The sequence below is a fragment of the Thalassotalea sp. SU-HH00458 genome, from assembly GCF_040362795.1.
GTDB classification, from domain to species: Bacteria; Pseudomonadota; Gammaproteobacteria; order Enterobacterales; family Alteromonadaceae; genus Thalassotalea_H; species Thalassotalea_H castellviae.
Window position 1 is genome coordinate 1 of sequence record NZ_BAABWW010000017.1, and the last position, 15751, is coordinate 15751.

Here is a 15751-nt window from a genome sequence, read left to right on the forward strand (position 1 = left end):
AATATGGCGGTGAGATAGAGATTTGAACTCTAGAAGGGCTACAAACCCTTGCCGGTTTTCAAGACCGGTGCTTTCGACCACTCAGCCATCTCACCAGATATCTTTTGGCGCTTGCCTTAAGACGAGGCGAATATTAAAGTGTCGTTAATCGCTTGTAAAGTATTAATTTGCTAAAAATGTTTGATTGCTAAAAAATTAATCACTTTGCCTGTCATTCAACCATATAGGGAAGAAAATGACTAATAATGAGCCTTGTAGATGTCCTTGGTTAGATACATCAAAAGCAGATTATGTGAAGTATCACGATGAAGAATGGGGAGTGCCTGTTTATGATGATCAAAAGTTATTTGAATATTTAACATTAGAATCAGCACAAGCCGGCTTAAGTTGGTATACCATATTAAAAAGACGGGATGGTTATCGAAAAGCTTTTGCAAATTTTGATGTGGATGAAGTTGCTCAATTCGATGAAGAAAAATTTGAAGCGTTAGTGCAAAATAAAGAGATCATTAGAAACCGATTAAAAATTAAAGCTGCTATCAACAATGCGCAACGTTTTATTGAAATACAACAAGAGTTTGGTAGCTTTAGTCATTACATGTGGGGATTTGTTGATCATAAAACCATTGTGAATGAAATAAAAAATGCAGAAGATTATCCAGCAACAAGCCCTGAGTCTGATGCCTTTTGTAAAGATTTGAAAAAACGAGGTTTTAAATTTATTGGTTCAACGATTTGCTACGCGCATATGCAAGCATGCGGTATGATAAATGACCATAGTTTGTCTTGTTACAAAAGATCACAAATAATATCTGAATTTGATCAACAAAAAGCATAGTATTTTGTAAATCACGTGTCATAATATGTCAAAGGTGATAAATGAAAAGTTGCTTTGCACTTGAACTTCTCAATAAAAGCCTTATCTTACAAATATAACTTAAAGTTCTTAGAGGAATGTTTATGCAATCTAATATGAGTTTTCAAACCGCGAGCAAGAGCTCAGCAATTGAAATCAATAAAGTGTTAAAGAATACCTACATGTTGTTATCAATGACATTAGCATTTAGTGCCGTAACCGCAGGTATTTCAATGTCTATGGGCTTGTCTCATATGGCTGGGTTAATTATGACCCTTGTCGCTTTTGTTTTATTATTTGTGGTTCATAAGCAAGCAGATAAAGCGAGTGGCATATTTTGGATATTCGCATTCACAGGTTTAATGGGGGCTTCACTTGGGCCAATGTTAAATTATTATGCGGCAATGCCAAGCGGTCCTTCTTTAATTATGCAAGCACTGGGTGGAACAGCATTAATATTTTTTGCTTTATCTGGTTATGCATTAACAAGTAAAAAAGACTTCTCATTTATGGGTGGTTTTTTAATGGTTGGCTTAATCGTGGCGATTATTGCTTCTATTGCTAATATCTTTTTTGCAATTCCAGCACTATCTCTTGCGATAAGCGCTGCCATCATTATGATAATGTCTGGTTTAATTTTATTTGATACAAGTCGTATCATTCATGGTGGTGAAACAAACTACATTAGAGCGACTGTTTCGTTATACTTAAACATTTATAACATCTTTGTTCACCTTCTTCATTTGTTAGGTGTATTTGGCGGTGATGATTAATCTCTGCTAAAAAATCAGATATAATAAAAAGCCTCGAATTATCGAGGTTTTTTTTTAAATTTTGTTTGGATATATTCGATGAAAAACTTGGCGGTTATTGTTACCACCCCACCCACGAGTCCTTTAACTCAAACGGCTTATCAGTTTATTGAAACAGCGCTAAGTCAGAGTGTTGAGCTATTAGGTGTCTTTTTTTATCAATCCGGTGTTTTAAATGCAAGTCAGTATTTATCAATACCCAATGACGAATTTCCTTTACATAATAAGTGGCAACAATTAAATAAAGATCATGATGTGCCCTTCTATCTTTGTAGTACGGCAGCAGAAAAACATGGTTTGATAAAAGCTGAAGAGCCAATGTGTACTAGTTTGATAATTAGTGGCTTTACTATTGCTGGGTTAGGTGAACTTGTAGAATTATCGCTTAAAGCTGATCGTGTGGTGCAATTATAATGTCTGAACCAACGGCTAAAACTATTTCGATTTTAAATACGTCATCACCCTTTGGCCAAGCAAATGCCAAGGATTCCTTGGATATTGCCCTTATTATGGGCACATACGAACAAGTTACTCATCTCTTTTTTCAAGGTGATGGTGTATGGCAATTAGTTAACAATCAGCAGCCTGAATCGATTCAAGTGAAAGATTTTCTGAAAACATTTTCAGCGTTTGAATTTTATGATTTAGAAAATATTTATGTTTGTAAAGAAAGCTTAACTCAGCGTAAATTACCTTTATGTTTCCATATTGATAATGTTCAAGTATTAGATAAAAAAGATTTTGCAACTAAGCTAACGGCCAGTGATATCTTGTTAAGGTTTTAAAGATGAATAAAAAAACACTTCATTTAGTTAGGTTTTCACCTTTTATAAATACAGATATTGAGCTTTGTCGCGACAATTTATTAGCGGATGATTCAATCGTTTTAATTGATGATGGTTGTTACACTCTTAATCATCAAATTTTTGAAGAATTACAACTTAGTTGCCAGCAAATCTATGTGGTTGAACAACACGCTATAGCGCGTGGAATAACCTTAGCAAACCATAGTAACGGTATTAATTTAGCAAAGCTTAATCAACTAATATTTCAATATGATAACTCGGTAACTTGGCAATAATGAATATAGTATTTAAAGGGAAAGAAATAGAAACTGACGCTCAAGGCTATTTAGTGAATTATCTTGATTGGCACAGAGAGTTGGCTGAAATACTCGCCAAAAATGATAATACTGAATTAACACAAGCACATTGGGAAGTGATCACGTTCGTCAGAGAGTTTTATCTTAACTATAAAACTTCTCCAGCAATACGAGCGTTAACTAAAGCAATGAAAGCAGAATTTGGCGAGGAAAAAGCAAGTAGTCGATACCTTTATCGATTGTTTCCTGAAGGGCCGGCTAAACAAGCAACAAAATATGCGGGTTTACCTAAACCCGCTCGTTGCATTTAATAGACAGTTGCTTAGACTTTGACATTAATATGATGACCACTACTTGCCGTTGTCGGTAAACTAGCCGCTTCTACATTCGCCCCTTCAATAAGTTTCATCGCTAACTGACCTTCAAGCTCTTGTTGATCTTGAACTTTTTTTGCAGTAAGTAACGCATGGCCTGTATCAATATTGGTGTTGGTATTACTTGATGATGCGATTGTTATTGACATATAAAACCCTTAAAAATTGCTGTCCTGAATAAAAATCAGTAACTTTAAGCTATAGCTTAATATACTTTATCGGCCTATGTATAAAAAACATGAATAAAAAAAGGCACTCTATGTGCCTTTTTTAGTATGACTGATGAATCAATTAATTCAATGGCAGTGTTGGTACTGCAATGCCAGACATTTCAAGCATCACTCTTACCACCTGACAACTATAACCAAACTCATTGTCATACCACACATACAATACTGCACGGTCGCCATCAACAATTGTTGCTTGTGAATCAACCACACCTGCATAACGAGAACCAACTAAATCCGTTGATACGATTTCTGTTGAAGCAGTATAATCTACTTGGTTTTGTAATTTAGAATTTAAAGAAATATTACGTAAATAATCATTTAATGATTGTTTGTCGGTCGCTTCTTTTAAGTTTAAATTCATAATTGCCATTGATACATTTGGCGTTGGAACGCGTATCGCGTTACCGGTTAGTAAACCTTTTAACTCTGGTAATGCTTTAGACACAGCTTTTGCAGCACCTGTTGTACTGATCACCATATTTAAAGGAGCACTTCTGCCACGGCGAGGCGCTTTATGGTAATTATCAATTAGGTTTTGATCATTCGTATAAGAGTGAACCGTTTCTACATGACCGTTTTTAATACCAAAATTATCATTAATCGCTTTTAAAACAGGCGTAATTGCATTGGTTGTACAACTGGCAGCTGAAATGATTTTATCATCTGCTAAAATCATATCTTCGTTTACACCATAAACAATGTTTTTTATATCACCTTTGGCAGGAGCTGTTAATAAAACTTTTGCAACACCTTTTGATTTAAGGTGTTGGCCTAAACCTTCTTCATCAGTCCAAATACCTGTGTTATCAACAACTAATGCGTTATTAATACCATGTGCTGTGTAATCAATTTCAGCCGGAGATTTAGCATAAATTACTTTGATAAAAGCACCATTGGCTCTGATGACATTGTTTTCTTCATCAATTGTGATACTACCGTTAAAAGCACCGTGAACAGAATCACGTCGTAATAAACTTGCACGTTTGGCAAGATCACCTTCTTGACCTGGACGAATTACAATAGCGCGTAAGTTTAAGGTAGAGCTTGGACCGGCACGCTCAATCAATAAACGCGCGAGTAAACGACCAATGCGACCAAAGCCGTATAAAACAATATCTTTCGATTCAAGTAAATCGTTGGTTTTAGCAATGTCTACTAATTCTTTTTCTAAAAATTGTTCAATTGACAGACCATTTGCTTCGCCTTTAAATAAATAACGATAAGCTAATTTTCCGACATCAATTCGAGCGGGAGCTAAATTCATTTTACTTAATGCTTCAACGAACGGGAAACTTTCGCGTAAACGAAGTTTACTTTCTTCATGAAGTGCTACAGATTTATGTGCTTTAATTATATCGATTGCCGAAGCATTCACTAAAGGACGACCATAAACAGATATTTCGATACCATTATTTCTAAAAAGTTGGCCAATTATTGGCTGCATATTTTCAGCAAATGTTTGGCGCTCTTGCCAACTAGTTTGATATTGTTCCTCAAGATGAGAAGTCATTGCGTAAACCTTTTTATTTCAGTCAATTGAACGAAGTACTATTATAAATTATAGTTAGAATTCACAATAGTGAAATGCGGTGCGTATTGTAATGGAACATAAAACATTTCGCCATAGGTTACATAAAATTTATCAATAATATTAGGCACACATATGCAAACGTTATTATTTACTCTCCTCTTGTCATTATTACTTATGACGGGATGTGATTCAGGGCCGAGTTTTTCACAATTATGTGAAGAAAACCCGGAGATCTGTGGAGAATTTCATGAAGATTCTTGGTGTAAAAGAGAGAGAATAGCCGTTGGTGCTGCAAATATAGCACATAAAAAAACTGCCGGTGACTTACAAAAGTTTAATCAATTGATTGCTTATGAAAACTATAATAAATGTGTCAGTCACGCTTCAAAAATTGAGCATATTAAATTAAAAGAAAAGAAAACCCGTAGAATAGAAAACATGATGAAAGCTCGCCAAAGGATTGAAGAAATAGCTGAGCAAACGCGCGGCTCTGAACACCCACGCTTACTGTATTTTCATTGGACTCGTTATTTAAACGAACAAGCCTTAGAAAAGTTTTTAGCCCTAGAAGGTACAGGCGAATTAGAAACACCTGAGTCGCAATATGAGTTGGCTACTTATTATATAAAAAGAGATCAAAATAAAACATTACAGCTACTCTTTCATGCGTTAGAGTTATATAAAGATGGCAATGATATTAACCCAGAAATTTTTAAATCATTATCATCAATCTTTGCCGATAAAAAGCAACCAAAACAATCATATATTTGGTTAAGGGTATTGCAATTATATATGCCTGATGACAGCAGTCTTTCACAAACGACATTAGATAATTATGTCGCACTTCACCATTTAAAAGTGGAATTTTTAGATAAAGTAGCAGAAACAACACTCGATAAAATATTAAGTGAAACGTTTACCGCACCAAAATTTTAAAGAGGTTGTTTGAGTGAGATTATTTCGCTTGAAAGTGTAAACTCAATGAATTAACACAATATCGTTTACCCGTTGGTTTTGGCCCATCATCAAATACATGACCTAAATGCGAATCGCATGCAGCACACTGTATTTCAGTACGTTGCATACCATGGGAGTCATCGGGTAAATACTTTACCCGATCATCTAAACTCTGAAAAAAGCTAGGCCAACCACAGCCGGCATTAAATTTTGTGCTTGATTCAAATAAAGGTTGTTCACAGCACGCGCAGTGGTAAACACCCAATAGCCAATGATCATTATATTTACCGGTAAAAGGCTGTTCGGTAGCAGCTAAGCGACAAACGCGATAAGCGTCGTCACTTAATTTATCTTTATAAATATCATCTTGGTTGCTCATTTTAGATCTCAATCATGTTTTTATCAGGCGTTCCCCATTGTACATGATATTTTTTACCTTTTGATTTATCAACTCGCTCAAATGTATGGGCACCAAAGTAATCTCTTTGCCCTTGTAATAAATTAGCAGGTAACACTGCAGTTCGCATTGAATCATAATAAGATAAAGAAGAAGACAATGCGCCTGCGGGGATCCCCATTAAAGTAATTTTTGCAATAGCTTTACGCCAAGACATTTGATTTTTACTTAATTGTTGAGCGAAAAACTCATCGAGGATAAGGCTTTCAAGATCTTCATTTCGTTGAAAAGCGTCGGTGATAGATTGTAAAAAAGCCGCTCTGATGATACAACCAGCACGCCAGATTTTTGCAATATTAGCAAAATTTAATTGCCAGCCATGTTCTTTTTCCGCCAATTTCATTAACTGAAAACCTTGTGCATACGCGCAAATCTTAGAGCAATAAAGTGCATCATGTAAATTTTCAATGAATGCATGTTTCTCTTCAGCACTGAAAGTTATTTGTTCAGGTCCTGATAATAAAGGCTCTGCTGCAATCCTTAATTCTTTGAAAGATGAAATAGAACGAGCATAAACCGCTTGTGTAATTGTTGGCGCCGGTGCCCCAACCTCTAGACTACTCACTGCTGTCCAAAGACCGGTACCTTTTTGACCCGCTTTATCTAATATCAAATCAACTAAAGGTTTACCTTCATTATCTTTATGCCGTAGCACTTCAACAGATATTTCCATTAAATAACTATCTAATGGGCCTTGATTCCATTGTTCGAAGATATCAGCAATTTCATCCGTTGATAGTGATAACCCTGCACGTAGTACATGGTAAGCTTCACAGATAATTTGCATATCGGCGTATTCAATGCCGTTATGAACCATTTTTACATAATGTCCTGCACCAGCTGGACCTATATAGGTAGTACAAGGTTCACCGTGTTCAATTATTTGGCCGGGCTTGGTTCGCTCTAAAGGTTTACCTGTTTTCGGATCTACTTTCGCCGCTATCGCTTCCCAAATAGGTTGAATCCTTGTCCAAGCATAGGGTGCGCCACTCGGCATTAACGATGGTCCAAACCTTGCCCCTTCTTCACCACCTGAAACAGCAGAAGAAAATAAAATAAAGTTATTTTTATACTTTTCTTCCCTAGCGACCGTATCTACCCATAAACTATTACCGGTATCAATGACGATATCATCAGGTTGAATACCCGCGCCAATTAAACTTTCTGACACTTGATCAACTGGCTCTCCTGCAGGGACTGATAACACAATTAAATGAGGAGATTTTAATTTAGACAATAATTCAGTATAAGATGAACAACCGATAACTCTTTCAATATCAGAGTTATTTTCGAATTTATCTTGTTTTATTGCGTCAGAGACTTTGTCATTATCTAAATCGAATGCAGCAATGGTAAAGCCATTGTCCGCTAAATTTAATACCAAGTTTTTGCCCATAACGCCAAGGCCGATAAAGCCGATGTCACACTGTTGTGGTTGTTGATTCATGAGTTATCCAGAGAGTAAATTTTAAATCAGTCAAATTGTGAATATTTTATCATGCTATTAATCGAGTTCACATTAAATTGCTCAATTTAAATGTCCAAAACACTAAAACATGTAATATTTTTATATATTACTGTAATATTATTAATTAATACGAGTTTTATTTTGCGATTAAGCAATTATTTCTTGAGTTTTTCTGTAAATAATGTAATTTTACTACATTATTGTAATTAAGGATCCATTATGACTATTAAAGTAGGTATCAACGGCTTTGGCCGTATCGGCAGATTTGTATTTAGAGCAGCAGCAGAAAGAAATGACATAGAAATTGTTGGTATTAATGATCTGATTGATGTTGATTACATGGCTTATATGCTTAAATACGATTCAACACATGGTCGTTTTAAAGGGACTGTTGAAGTAGTAGACGGTCAATTGGTTGTAAATGGTAATACCGTACGAGTAACCGCAGAAAGAAATCCAGCGGATCTTAAGTGGAACGAAATTGACGTAGATGTGGTTGTTGAGTCAACGGGATTATTTTTAACAGACGAAACTGCCCGTAAACATATTGAAGCTGGTGCAAAGAAAGTAGTTTTATCTGCACCATCTAAAGATGATACGCCAATGTTTGTTATGGGCGTAAACCAAGATAAATATAACGGACAAGAAATTGTTTCAAATGCATCGTGTACTACCAACTGTTTAGCGCCGATTGCTAAAGTATTAAATGACAATTGGGGCATCACTGACGGTTTAATGACAACCGTTCATGCTACTACCGCGACACAAAAAACTGTTGATGGTCCATCTGTGAAAGATTGGCGTGGTGGCCGTGGCGCTGGTCAAAACATTATCCCATCTTCTACAGGTGCAGCAAAAGCCGTGGGTAAAGTTATACCAGAATTAAACGGTAAATTAACTGGGATGGCATTTCGCGTTCCAACACCGAATGTTTCTGTTGTAGATTTAACGGTTAACTTAGACAAACCTGCAAGTTACCAAGAAATTTGTGATGCAATGAAAGCTGCATCATACGGTGAGTTAGAAGGCGTTTTAGGTTATACTGAAGATAACGTAGTATCCAATGACTTTATCGGGGAAACTTGTACTTCAGTATTTGATGCTGGGGCTGGTATTGCGCTAACCGATAAATTTGTAAAGATTGTTTCTTGGTATGACAATGAAATTGGTTACTCAAACAAAGTTTTAGATTTAGTCGCTTATATATCAAAATAATCTTCAACTAAGACTGCCTACAATTACATACAAAAACGTCAATTTTATTGGCGTTTCTTTTGCTCGACTATATTAGTTTTCTAACCTGAGTAAAGGGAATAGCACAGAAACTATATAAGTTAACGCGAGTATTTTCCTTTTTCTTTAGAGATAAAAATGCACCATCAGGTGCATTTTATTTTAGTATTTCAAGTATTATTCTTTACGCTACTTTTTAAGTGTAAAACGTCTGGCAAACCCAGTTAACAATAATAAACCTAAAGTTAAAGTACCTAAGCCAGCACCTTGTCTTTCTATTTTATCTTCTACTTCAGAACAATCTTCAATTTCACCTGCTATTGGTGCCATTTTTACCGCACGCACGACATCTTCCATTAATGCATCACCTGATGAGTCATACATTAACTCGCCCTTTGAATCTCTTCTGTGAACTTTTACGATTGCCGTGGCTGATATTTCATTATTTTCGTTAATATCACGTGCTTCTATAATGGTGTATTCACTCAAGCATGGTAAAAAATCATTTAAATTAGTGAATGTATCTGTATTAATATCATATAAGAACCCATTGGTACGACGAGGGTTTGTTGAGCTGTCGTTATGGGTTTCAACTTCACCTTCACCGACAACAAAACCATGTTCGTTGATGGCTCTAGCTGTACTTGCTGAACCGGTAAAGTAACCTTGGGGTAAGATCATTTCGGGGTTTTCAGCATTAGTATCTACATAATAAAATTTTGTTCGATAAGAGCCGTTACTAATTGTGGTGGCATGCCCTACTGCTATCCCTGCATCGTTAATGTCATAAGCACGAGATTCGAAATATTTTCCATGATCTTCGGTAAAATCCGTTACCGTACCATTTTTAAATATCACCGCATAAGTACTTGTAGGCTCAGTAGCACTTGGATCCGTTTCATTTTCGTCAATCCAACCAGTTGAATAACCCACAGCAACACCATGATTATTGATTGCTTGTGCAACACTGGTAAATTGTCTTTGATCGTCAACATGAGGTGTTACCAAGTAACCTAAAGCTTCACTAGATATTTCACCTGTTGCGTCAACATTCCATTTAAACGCTTCTGTGTTATACATAGTTGATGAGATTGTTTGAACACATGCTTCAAAAAGCAGATCTTCTAATCTTTCAGGATCTGCACAACCACCGTCTTCGTCTTCAATAAATTCTAACGCTGCTTCATTAATCACTGTACTGGCATAACCAACAGCAACACCATTATTGTTTATATGTAACACCGCTGACTCACCGCCATACCGATTCTCTGGTGGCATAATGGGAATTATGGTTTGACCTTGATCAGTTGATAAAAAACCACGGGTGGTAAATTCACTGATCCAAAAGGTTACTTCATCATCATCACTTTCAGTGAAATCTACGGGTAAAAATGGTGCGGAACCATTGCCATAAATCCAGCCTTGATCAGTCACACCATTTATATAATCAACAGTTGAACGTGTATAGGTTTCTGTTCCTTCAAAATATTGGTCAAAAACGGTAAATTCAACGGACTCACCGCCGAAATTTGTCATGGCTATGATATCGCCATATTTCTGATAATAAGAATCAGCGTTTTTACCTTTTAGAAATTGAATTACCCAAGATAAATCATTCGCTGTGGGCGTTCCTGCTCTTAATGCATCTTCGTCTTCAATATTTTCTAGTTCATGAATATTTTCATGTTGAGAAAACGCCAAATAAACGATTTCATCAAAATCGTCACTGTCTAAATATTGAAATAAAACTGGGAAGTTATAGACATCGGTACCCGATATCGCCATTTCCCCGACGTTATTCTCTTGCTGAGAATAAGTGTATTTAAGTTTTTCAGCGGCACCTTTATCAATAATCTGATAAGTAGCTGCATTGACTGAAGAAGCAGCTAAAGCACTACTTATACCAAGGGTTAATACTGATTTTAAAAATTTATTCATTTAACTACTGTACTCTCACTTCTTGCTATAATTCATCTAACTCTTGCCACCTTGCGAAAGCAACTTCAAGCTTCGACTCAGTTTCTTCAAGCTGGTTCAATATTTTTTTAGTTATTTCACTGTCTTGGTTAAAAAAATCAGCTGAATTAACTTGTTCTTGTAATGATGAGATTAATTGTTCAAATTCATCAATTTGTTCAGGTAACGCTTCAAGCTCTCTTGTTTCTTTAAAAGAAAGTTTCTTTTTCGTTACTATTTTCGGTTTAGGTGCACTTGCAACTTTATTGGTGTTGTTGTCCACCGATTTTTCAACACCTTCAGACATTTTTTTTCGTTGTTCATCTTTTAATGCTAAATATGAATCAACATCATCATAGCCACCAACTATTTGGGTAATATGACCACTGCCATCAAAATATAGGCAAGTATTTACACAATTATTGACAAAATCACGATCATGGCTGACTAAAATAACTGTTCCAGCATAATTTGCAACGACTTCTTCCAATAACTCTAAAGTTTCTATATCTAAATCGTTGGTAGGTTCATCGAGAATTAGTAAATTACTTGGTTTTAAAAATAACCGGGCGAGTAATAAACGATTTTTCTCTCCACCTGAAAGTGCTCTTACTGGTGTTCGTGCTCTTTTCGGACTGAATAAGAAATCTTGCAGATAACCTAGAACATGACGGGTTTTCCCGTTAACGGTAACTTCTTGTTTTCCTTCAGCAACGGTATCTTGTACGGTCATATTTAGATCTAAAGCATCGCGATGTTGATCAAAATATGCGATATCAAGGTTCACCCCAATACGCATTTTGCCAGACGTAGGTTTTAATTGCTCCATGAGTAATTTAATTAAGGTCGACTTACCTGTTCCGTTAGCACCAATGAGTGCTAAGCGATCTCCGCGCGTGATCAATAAATCTAAGCCTTTAAAAATAACTTTTTCATCAAACGCCATTGTTAACTGTTCTGATTCAAACACTAGTTTACCGGAACGTTCACCCGCGGAAATTTTAATATCTCCTTGTTTTTTCACATCACGACGTTGTTGTCGTTCAACACGTAATTTTTCTAAGGCTCTAACACGGCCTTCATTACGAGTTCTACGGGCTTTAATACCTTGTCTGATCCATACTTCTTCTTCCGCTAAGCGTTTATCAAAAAGTGCATTTTGGGTAGCTTGCACTTCTAAGTCATGCGCTTTTTGTTCAATATATAAATCATAATTTCCAGGATAACTCACAAGTTGACCTCGATCTAAATCTAATATCCTAGTCGATAAACCACGAATAAACGCCCTATCATGGCTAATAAAAATAATTGTCCCTTTAAAGTCTTTTAAAAACTGCTCTAACCAAAGTACGCTGCTAATATCAAGATGGTTAGTAGGTTCATCGAGTAATAATACATCGGGTTCACTGACAAGTGCCTTAGCTAAAGCAAGTTTACGTAACCACCCACCGGATAAGTCGCTAACCATTTTGTCAGCATCAAGCGCTAAAGTGGTCAGTACTTTTTCAATACGTTGTTCATCTTGCCAAGCATTTGCTTGATCAAGTTGTTGTTGAACATTGGCCAGCTTATTAAGGTTATCCTCTGAGGGGTCTTCATCAATTAAATGAATTATTGCATGGTATTGTTTGATTAACTCGGCATTTTCTTCAACGCCTTGCGCAACATAATCAAAAACAGTCATCGAACAAGATTCCGGTGGATCTTGTTCAAGCATGGCTAATTTTACATTATTAGAAATTAGCATAGTGCCATCATCTAAAGTCTGTTTACCCATCAAAACTTTCATTAATGACGATTTACCCGCACCATTTTTGCCGACTAAACAAACTCTTTCACCCGTTTTAATGGTTAATTCTGCTTTATCTAAAATACTATCTTCACCAAAGGCTAATTCACCTTGGCTAATACGAATCAATTCCATGCTAATTTTTAACTCTTTTATTTAAATGTATATACGCGCGTGATTAACGGTTAATTCTCTTGTATAAACGCGGTAATTTCTTTGATATCAAATGGCCAAAATAATTGATGATTGTCTGATAATCGTTCTAAAACAGGTATATGCATACCGTAAAGATCAACTAAATTATCCTGATTTAATGGATTATCTACAATATCTATAACTTTTAGGTATTTGTGCTGTGAAGTTTTCGAAAAAATCTCGATAGCCTGTTCGCACAAATGACAGCCGACACTACTGTATAAATGATATTTTATTGTCATCAATCTTAACTCTTTCGACTGATCAGCCAGCTATTATGAATATGTTTATTACGTTCAAAATCTTTATCGCGCGTTACATCACTAATATTTTGGGCGGTTAACCCAAGATCCGAAATGGCGTCATTATCCATTTTGAAATTGCGCTTATTATTAGTAAAAATAATTTCACCACCTTGGGATAATGACTTTAAAGCATCTGAAATCACCTTGATATGATCACGTTGCACATCAAAACTATCTTCCATTCTTTTAGAATTTGAAAACGTTGGCGGATCAATGAAAATGATATCAAATGTTTGTGTGTTGTCTTTTAGCCACTTTAAACAATCGGCTTGGATGAATTGATATTTATGACCAGATAAGTTATTTAAGGTGAAGTTGTCTTGAGCCCAATTTAAGTAGGTATTAGACATATCTACAGTCGTCACAGATTCAGCACCATGAAGAGCTGCTTGTAATGAAACAGAACCCGTGTATGCAAAAAGATTTAATAATGATTTCCCTTTTGCTTTTTTCGCGACCATTTGCCGAGTTTTACGATGGTCAAGAAATAACCCTGTATCGAGGTAATCCCAGACATTAATTTTTAGTTTGGCGCCATATTCTGATAACACAATCGATTGCTTACTCTCAGCGACTTTTTGATATTGATTACTACCCTTTTGTTTCGCGCGGGTTTTTAATACGACTTTATCAGTGGCAACATTAAGCACTTTCGGGGCAAAATAAATAACTTCTTGCAACCTTTTCATGACTTTAGCTTCATCTATGGTTTTCGGTGCAGCATATTCTTGAATAACTAAATAATCGCCATAAACATCAACAGCAACATTGTATTCTGGAATATCGGCATCATAAATCCGATAACACTCTATTTGTTCTTTTTTAAGCCAATTTTTTAAGTTCTTTTTATTTTTTGCTAACCGGTTAGCAAAGGCCGACTCTTTTTGTTCAAACTCTAAATGATGACTGTTTCCAGCTGCTTGCTTCTCATCAATATTATAGAGGGCGAATTGACAATCTAATGGGCCATTTTTAAATTTGTAGCGTTTGAAACTAGCTAGCTTCATTAACGTTAGTAATTCTGTATTCGCTGTTAATATTGCGATACGCCAATGAATGAATTGATTTTTTAATTTTTGCCCTAATAAAACAAAATTTTCAACCAACTCTGGTAATTCACCAATACGTTCACCGTAAGGAGGGTTAAACAAAAAAGTACCTTTAGGACCAAACGCGTTGTTTAGTTTGTTGATATCTTTACAAGAAAATTCAATAAATTGTTGTAAACCAGCGTTTCTTGCATTTTGTTGAGCCGTTTTTAATACACGACTGTCAATATCAACGCCAAACACTTTAGTTTTAAGTTTTTCTAAACCAAACTGTGATGTTTGTTTGGCATAAGATAATTGTTCGCACCATTTTTCTTCATCGTGACCTTGCCAACTTGAAAATCCCCATTTTTCTCTATCGATACCAGGAGCATAATTAGCCGCCATAGAAACCGCTTCTATTAAGATAGTACCAGAGCCACACATAGGGTCGACTAAGGGTTTTGACGGATCATCGAGCCAACCAGAACGGATAATAATGGCTGCAGCTAAATGTTCTTTTAACGGCGCAGCACCGGTATTCTGTCGATAACCACGCTTAAATAAACTACGACCAGAAAAATCGAGGTATATAGCTACTTTTTCTTTTAACAGTCTCGCTTGAAAACTAATGTCAGGTGCATGTTTATCGACTGTAGGCCTATCAAAACCTTGATCTCTAAAATCATCAACTAACGCGTCTTTAATAGTTAATGCACCAAATTGACTGTTTCTTATATTTTCAGATACACCGACAAAGTCGATAGCAAAGCTACAATCCGATGAAAATTGTTCAGACCAGTTAATACTTCTAGCCGTTGCATAAAGCGCGTCTTTATTTTCGGCATCTCCTTCACCTAACTTGAGTAAAATGCGAGTCGCTAAGCGTGAGAACAGACAAATGTGATAAGCATTTTCAATTGTTGAAGTAAAATATACCCCTTCTGGCTTTTGTATTACTTGTTCTGCATGTAAATCTTTTAACTCTTGCGCTAAAAGAATTTCTATACCAGGAGATGTTAATGCTAAAAACTGTTGCATGTAGATTTTCAAGACCTATGGAGACTGAATTTGTAATGCCCGCGATTATAAACAAAGACAGGCGTTACTGATAGAGCAATAATTATAAAACAGTTTAAATCACGAAATAATTTCTGATATTTCTCTGTGCTTTAAAAATGACCATTAAATTGTTCATATATCCTTCTCTTTGTTGATAAAAAAAACAATTAGCATTTTATTAGCATAAAAAACAAAAAACTTGCTAAAACGCCTTGCATTATTCGGTAACTATCCTTAAGATACGCCTCGTTTTCACAGCAGTGAAACCTTTCTTTAATAACGGAATAAAAATGTTATTGGCTTGTTTAAGTTAAACTTAAACCATTCGGACGCGGGATGGAGCAGCCTAAAAGTTCAACCTCGTCGGGCTGTTTTTTAAAGGAATAGCCGAAGGTC

Annotated in this window: 16 protein-coding genes and 1 tRNA gene; 8 read left to right on the plus strand and 9 right to left on the minus strand. The window is 35.9% G+C overall.

The genetic code is table 11. The features are described 5' to 3' along the window. Nucleotides 1-4: 4 nt before the first annotated feature. Nucleotides 5-95 (minus strand) — tRNA-Ser (locus tag ABXH06_RS17625). Between the two features lie 140 nt (nucleotides 96-235). Here ABXH06_RS17625 and ABXH06_RS17630 point away from each other — a divergent pair. From ABXH06_RS17630 to ABXH06_RS17655, 6 genes are all read left to right on the plus strand, one after another. Continuing rightward, the gene (locus ABXH06_RS17630; protein ID WP_353519079.1) at nucleotides 236-838 is read left to right on the plus strand and encodes a DNA-3-methyladenine glycosylase I; all 603 of its coding nucleotides are present in this window, start codon (nucleotides 236-238) and stop codon (nucleotides 836-838) included. A gap of 122 nt (nucleotides 839-960) precedes the next feature. After that, nucleotides 961-1629, plus strand: a complete 669-nt coding sequence (locus ABXH06_RS17635; protein WP_311575344.1) for a Bax inhibitor-1/YccA family protein — start codon at nucleotides 961-963, stop codon at nucleotides 1627-1629. A gap of 78 nt (nucleotides 1630-1707) precedes the next feature. Next, nucleotides 1708-2082 (plus strand): sulfurtransferase complex subunit TusD, encoded by a 375-nt coding sequence (gene tusD, locus ABXH06_RS17640; protein ID WP_353519080.1) that lies wholly within the window; start codon nucleotides 1708-1710, stop codon nucleotides 2080-2082. Continuing rightward, complete coding sequence (tusC, locus tag ABXH06_RS17645; protein ID WP_353519081.1) at nucleotides 2082-2453, plus strand: sulfurtransferase complex subunit TusC; 372 nt, start codon at nucleotides 2082-2084, stop codon at nucleotides 2451-2453. Before tusD ends, tusC begins: the two co-directional genes overlap by 1 nt. Nucleotides 2454-2455: 2 nt before the next feature. Next, complete coding sequence (tusB, locus tag ABXH06_RS17650) at nucleotides 2456-2749, plus strand: sulfurtransferase complex subunit TusB (protein WP_311575337.1); 294 nt, start codon at nucleotides 2456-2458, stop codon at nucleotides 2747-2749. Next, on the plus strand, nucleotides 2749-3081 hold the full coding sequence (locus tag ABXH06_RS17655) for a TusE/DsrC/DsvC family sulfur relay protein (protein ID WP_311575336.1): 333 nt from the start codon (nucleotides 2749-2751) through the stop codon (nucleotides 3079-3081). Before tusB ends, ABXH06_RS17655 begins: the two co-directional genes overlap by 1 nt. A gap of 11 nt (nucleotides 3082-3092) precedes the next feature. On the opposite strand, the gene ABXH06_RS17660 is transcribed toward ABXH06_RS17655, so the two are convergent. Both ABXH06_RS17660 and ABXH06_RS17665 read right to left on the minus strand, forming a co-directional pair. After that, nucleotides 3093-3293, minus strand: coding sequence for a cytoplasmic protein (locus ABXH06_RS17660; protein ID WP_311575334.1), 201 nt, complete (start codon nucleotides 3291-3293; stop codon nucleotides 3093-3095). Nucleotides 3294-3435: 142 nt separating this feature from the next. Continuing rightward, the gene (locus ABXH06_RS17665; protein WP_311575332.1) at nucleotides 3436-4884 is read right to left on the minus strand and encodes a glyceraldehyde-3-phosphate dehydrogenase; all 1449 of its coding nucleotides are present in this window, start codon (nucleotides 4882-4884) and stop codon (nucleotides 3436-3438) included. Nucleotides 4885-5037: 153 nt separating this feature from the next. On the opposite strand from ABXH06_RS17665, the gene ABXH06_RS17670 reads away from it, so the two are divergent. Then, complete coding sequence (locus ABXH06_RS17670; RefSeq protein WP_311575330.1) at nucleotides 5038-5841, plus strand: DUF2989 domain-containing protein; 804 nt, start codon at nucleotides 5038-5040, stop codon at nucleotides 5839-5841. A 19-nt stretch (nucleotides 5842-5860) separates the two neighbouring features. Here ABXH06_RS17670 and msrB read toward each other — a convergent pair whose 3' ends face one another. After that, nucleotides 5861-6241: a peptide-methionine (R)-S-oxide reductase MsrB gene (gene msrB / locus ABXH06_RS17675; RefSeq protein ID WP_311575327.1), complete on the minus strand. Its 381-nt coding sequence runs from the start codon at nucleotides 6239-6241 to the stop codon at nucleotides 5861-5863. Between the two features lies 1 nt (nucleotide 6242). Further along, entirely contained in the window at nucleotides 6243-7766 is a 1524-nt protein-coding gene (gnd, locus tag ABXH06_RS17680; RefSeq protein ID WP_311575324.1) for an NADP-dependent phosphogluconate dehydrogenase, read from the minus strand. Nucleotides 7767-8006: 240 nt separating this feature from the next. Here gnd and gap point away from each other — a divergent pair, with 240 nt between their 5' ends. Further along, on the plus strand, nucleotides 8007-9002 hold the full coding sequence (gap, locus tag ABXH06_RS17685) for a type I glyceraldehyde-3-phosphate dehydrogenase (protein WP_311575322.1): 996 nt from the start codon (nucleotides 8007-8009) through the stop codon (nucleotides 9000-9002). 207 nt (nucleotides 9003-9209) lie between these two features. Here the strand turns inward: gap and ABXH06_RS17690 are convergent, their stop codons facing one another. From ABXH06_RS17690 to rlmKL, 4 genes are read right to left on the minus strand one after another with little or no spacing between them, the layout of a single operon-like run. Then, nucleotides 9210-10958: a DUF3466 family protein gene (locus ABXH06_RS17690; RefSeq protein ID WP_353519082.1), complete on the minus strand. Its 1749-nt coding sequence runs from the start codon at nucleotides 10956-10958 to the stop codon at nucleotides 9210-9212. Nucleotides 10959-10983: 25 nt separating this feature from the next. Next, nucleotides 10984-12900, minus strand: coding sequence for an ATP-binding cassette ATPase Uup (gene uup, locus ABXH06_RS17695; RefSeq protein ID WP_311575318.1), 1917 nt, complete (start codon nucleotides 12898-12900; stop codon nucleotides 10984-10986). A 50-nt stretch (nucleotides 12901-12950) separates the two neighbouring features. Further along, nucleotides 12951-13202, minus strand: a complete 252-nt coding sequence (locus ABXH06_RS17700) for a glutaredoxin family protein (RefSeq protein WP_311575316.1) — start codon at nucleotides 13200-13202, stop codon at nucleotides 12951-12953. A 5-nt stretch (nucleotides 13203-13207) separates the two neighbouring features. Continuing rightward, entirely contained in the window at nucleotides 13208-15334 is a 2127-nt protein-coding gene (gene rlmKL / locus ABXH06_RS17705; protein WP_311575313.1) for a bifunctional 23S rRNA (guanine(2069)-N(7))-methyltransferase RlmK/23S rRNA (guanine(2445)-N(2))-methyltransferase RlmL, read from the minus strand. Nucleotides 15335-15751 lie beyond the last annotated feature (417 nt).

Excerpts from the sequence above, each read along its gene's own strand:
- ABXH06_RS17630 (WP_353519079.1), top strand. The coding sequence starts at position 236 with ATGACTAATAATGAGCCTTGTAGATGTCCTTGGTTAGATACATCAAAA.
- ABXH06_RS17635 (WP_311575344.1), top strand. The coding sequence starts at position 961 with ATGCAATCTAATATGAGTTTTCAAACCGCGAGCAAGAGCTCAGCAATT.
- tusD (WP_353519080.1), top strand. The coding sequence starts at position 1,708 with ATGAAAAACTTGGCGGTTATTGTTACCACCCCACCCACGAGTCCTTTA.
- tusC (WP_353519081.1), top strand. The coding sequence starts at position 2,082 with ATGTCTGAACCAACGGCTAAAACTATTTCGATTTTAAATACGTCATCA.
- tusB (WP_311575337.1), top strand. The coding sequence starts at position 2,456 with ATGAATAAAAAAACACTTCATTTAGTTAGGTTTTCACCTTTTATAAAT.
- ABXH06_RS17655 (WP_311575336.1), top strand. The coding sequence starts at position 2,749 with ATGAATATAGTATTTAAAGGGAAAGAAATAGAAACTGACGCTCAAGGC.
- ABXH06_RS17660 (WP_311575334.1), bottom strand. The coding sequence starts at position 3,293 with ATGTCAATAACAATCGCATCATCAAGTAATACCAACACCAATATTGAT.
- ABXH06_RS17665 (WP_311575332.1), bottom strand. The coding sequence starts at position 4,884 with ATGACTTCTCATCTTGAGGAACAATATCAAACTAGTTGGCAAGAGCGC.
- ABXH06_RS17670 (WP_311575330.1), top strand. The coding sequence starts at position 5,038 with ATGCAAACGTTATTATTTACTCTCCTCTTGTCATTATTACTTATGACG.
- msrB (WP_311575327.1), bottom strand. The coding sequence starts at position 6,241 with ATGAGCAACCAAGATGATATTTATAAAGATAAATTAAGTGACGACGCT.
- gnd (WP_311575324.1), bottom strand. The coding sequence starts at position 7,766 with ATGAATCAACAACCACAACAGTGTGACATCGGCTTTATCGGCCTTGGC.
- gap (WP_311575322.1), top strand. The coding sequence starts at position 8,007 with ATGACTATTAAAGTAGGTATCAACGGCTTTGGCCGTATCGGCAGATTT.
- ABXH06_RS17690 (WP_353519082.1), bottom strand. The coding sequence starts at position 10,958 with ATGAATAAATTTTTAAAATCAGTATTAACCCTTGGTATAAGTAGTGCT.
- uup (WP_311575318.1), bottom strand. The coding sequence starts at position 12,900 with ATGGAATTGATTCGTATTAGCCAAGGTGAATTAGCCTTTGGTGAAGAT.
- ABXH06_RS17700 (WP_311575316.1), bottom strand. The coding sequence starts at position 13,202 with ATGACAATAAAATATCATTTATACAGTAGTGTCGGCTGTCATTTGTGC.
- rlmKL (WP_311575313.1), bottom strand. The coding sequence starts at position 15,334 with ATGCAACAGTTTTTAGCATTAACATCTCCTGGTATAGAAATTCTTTTA.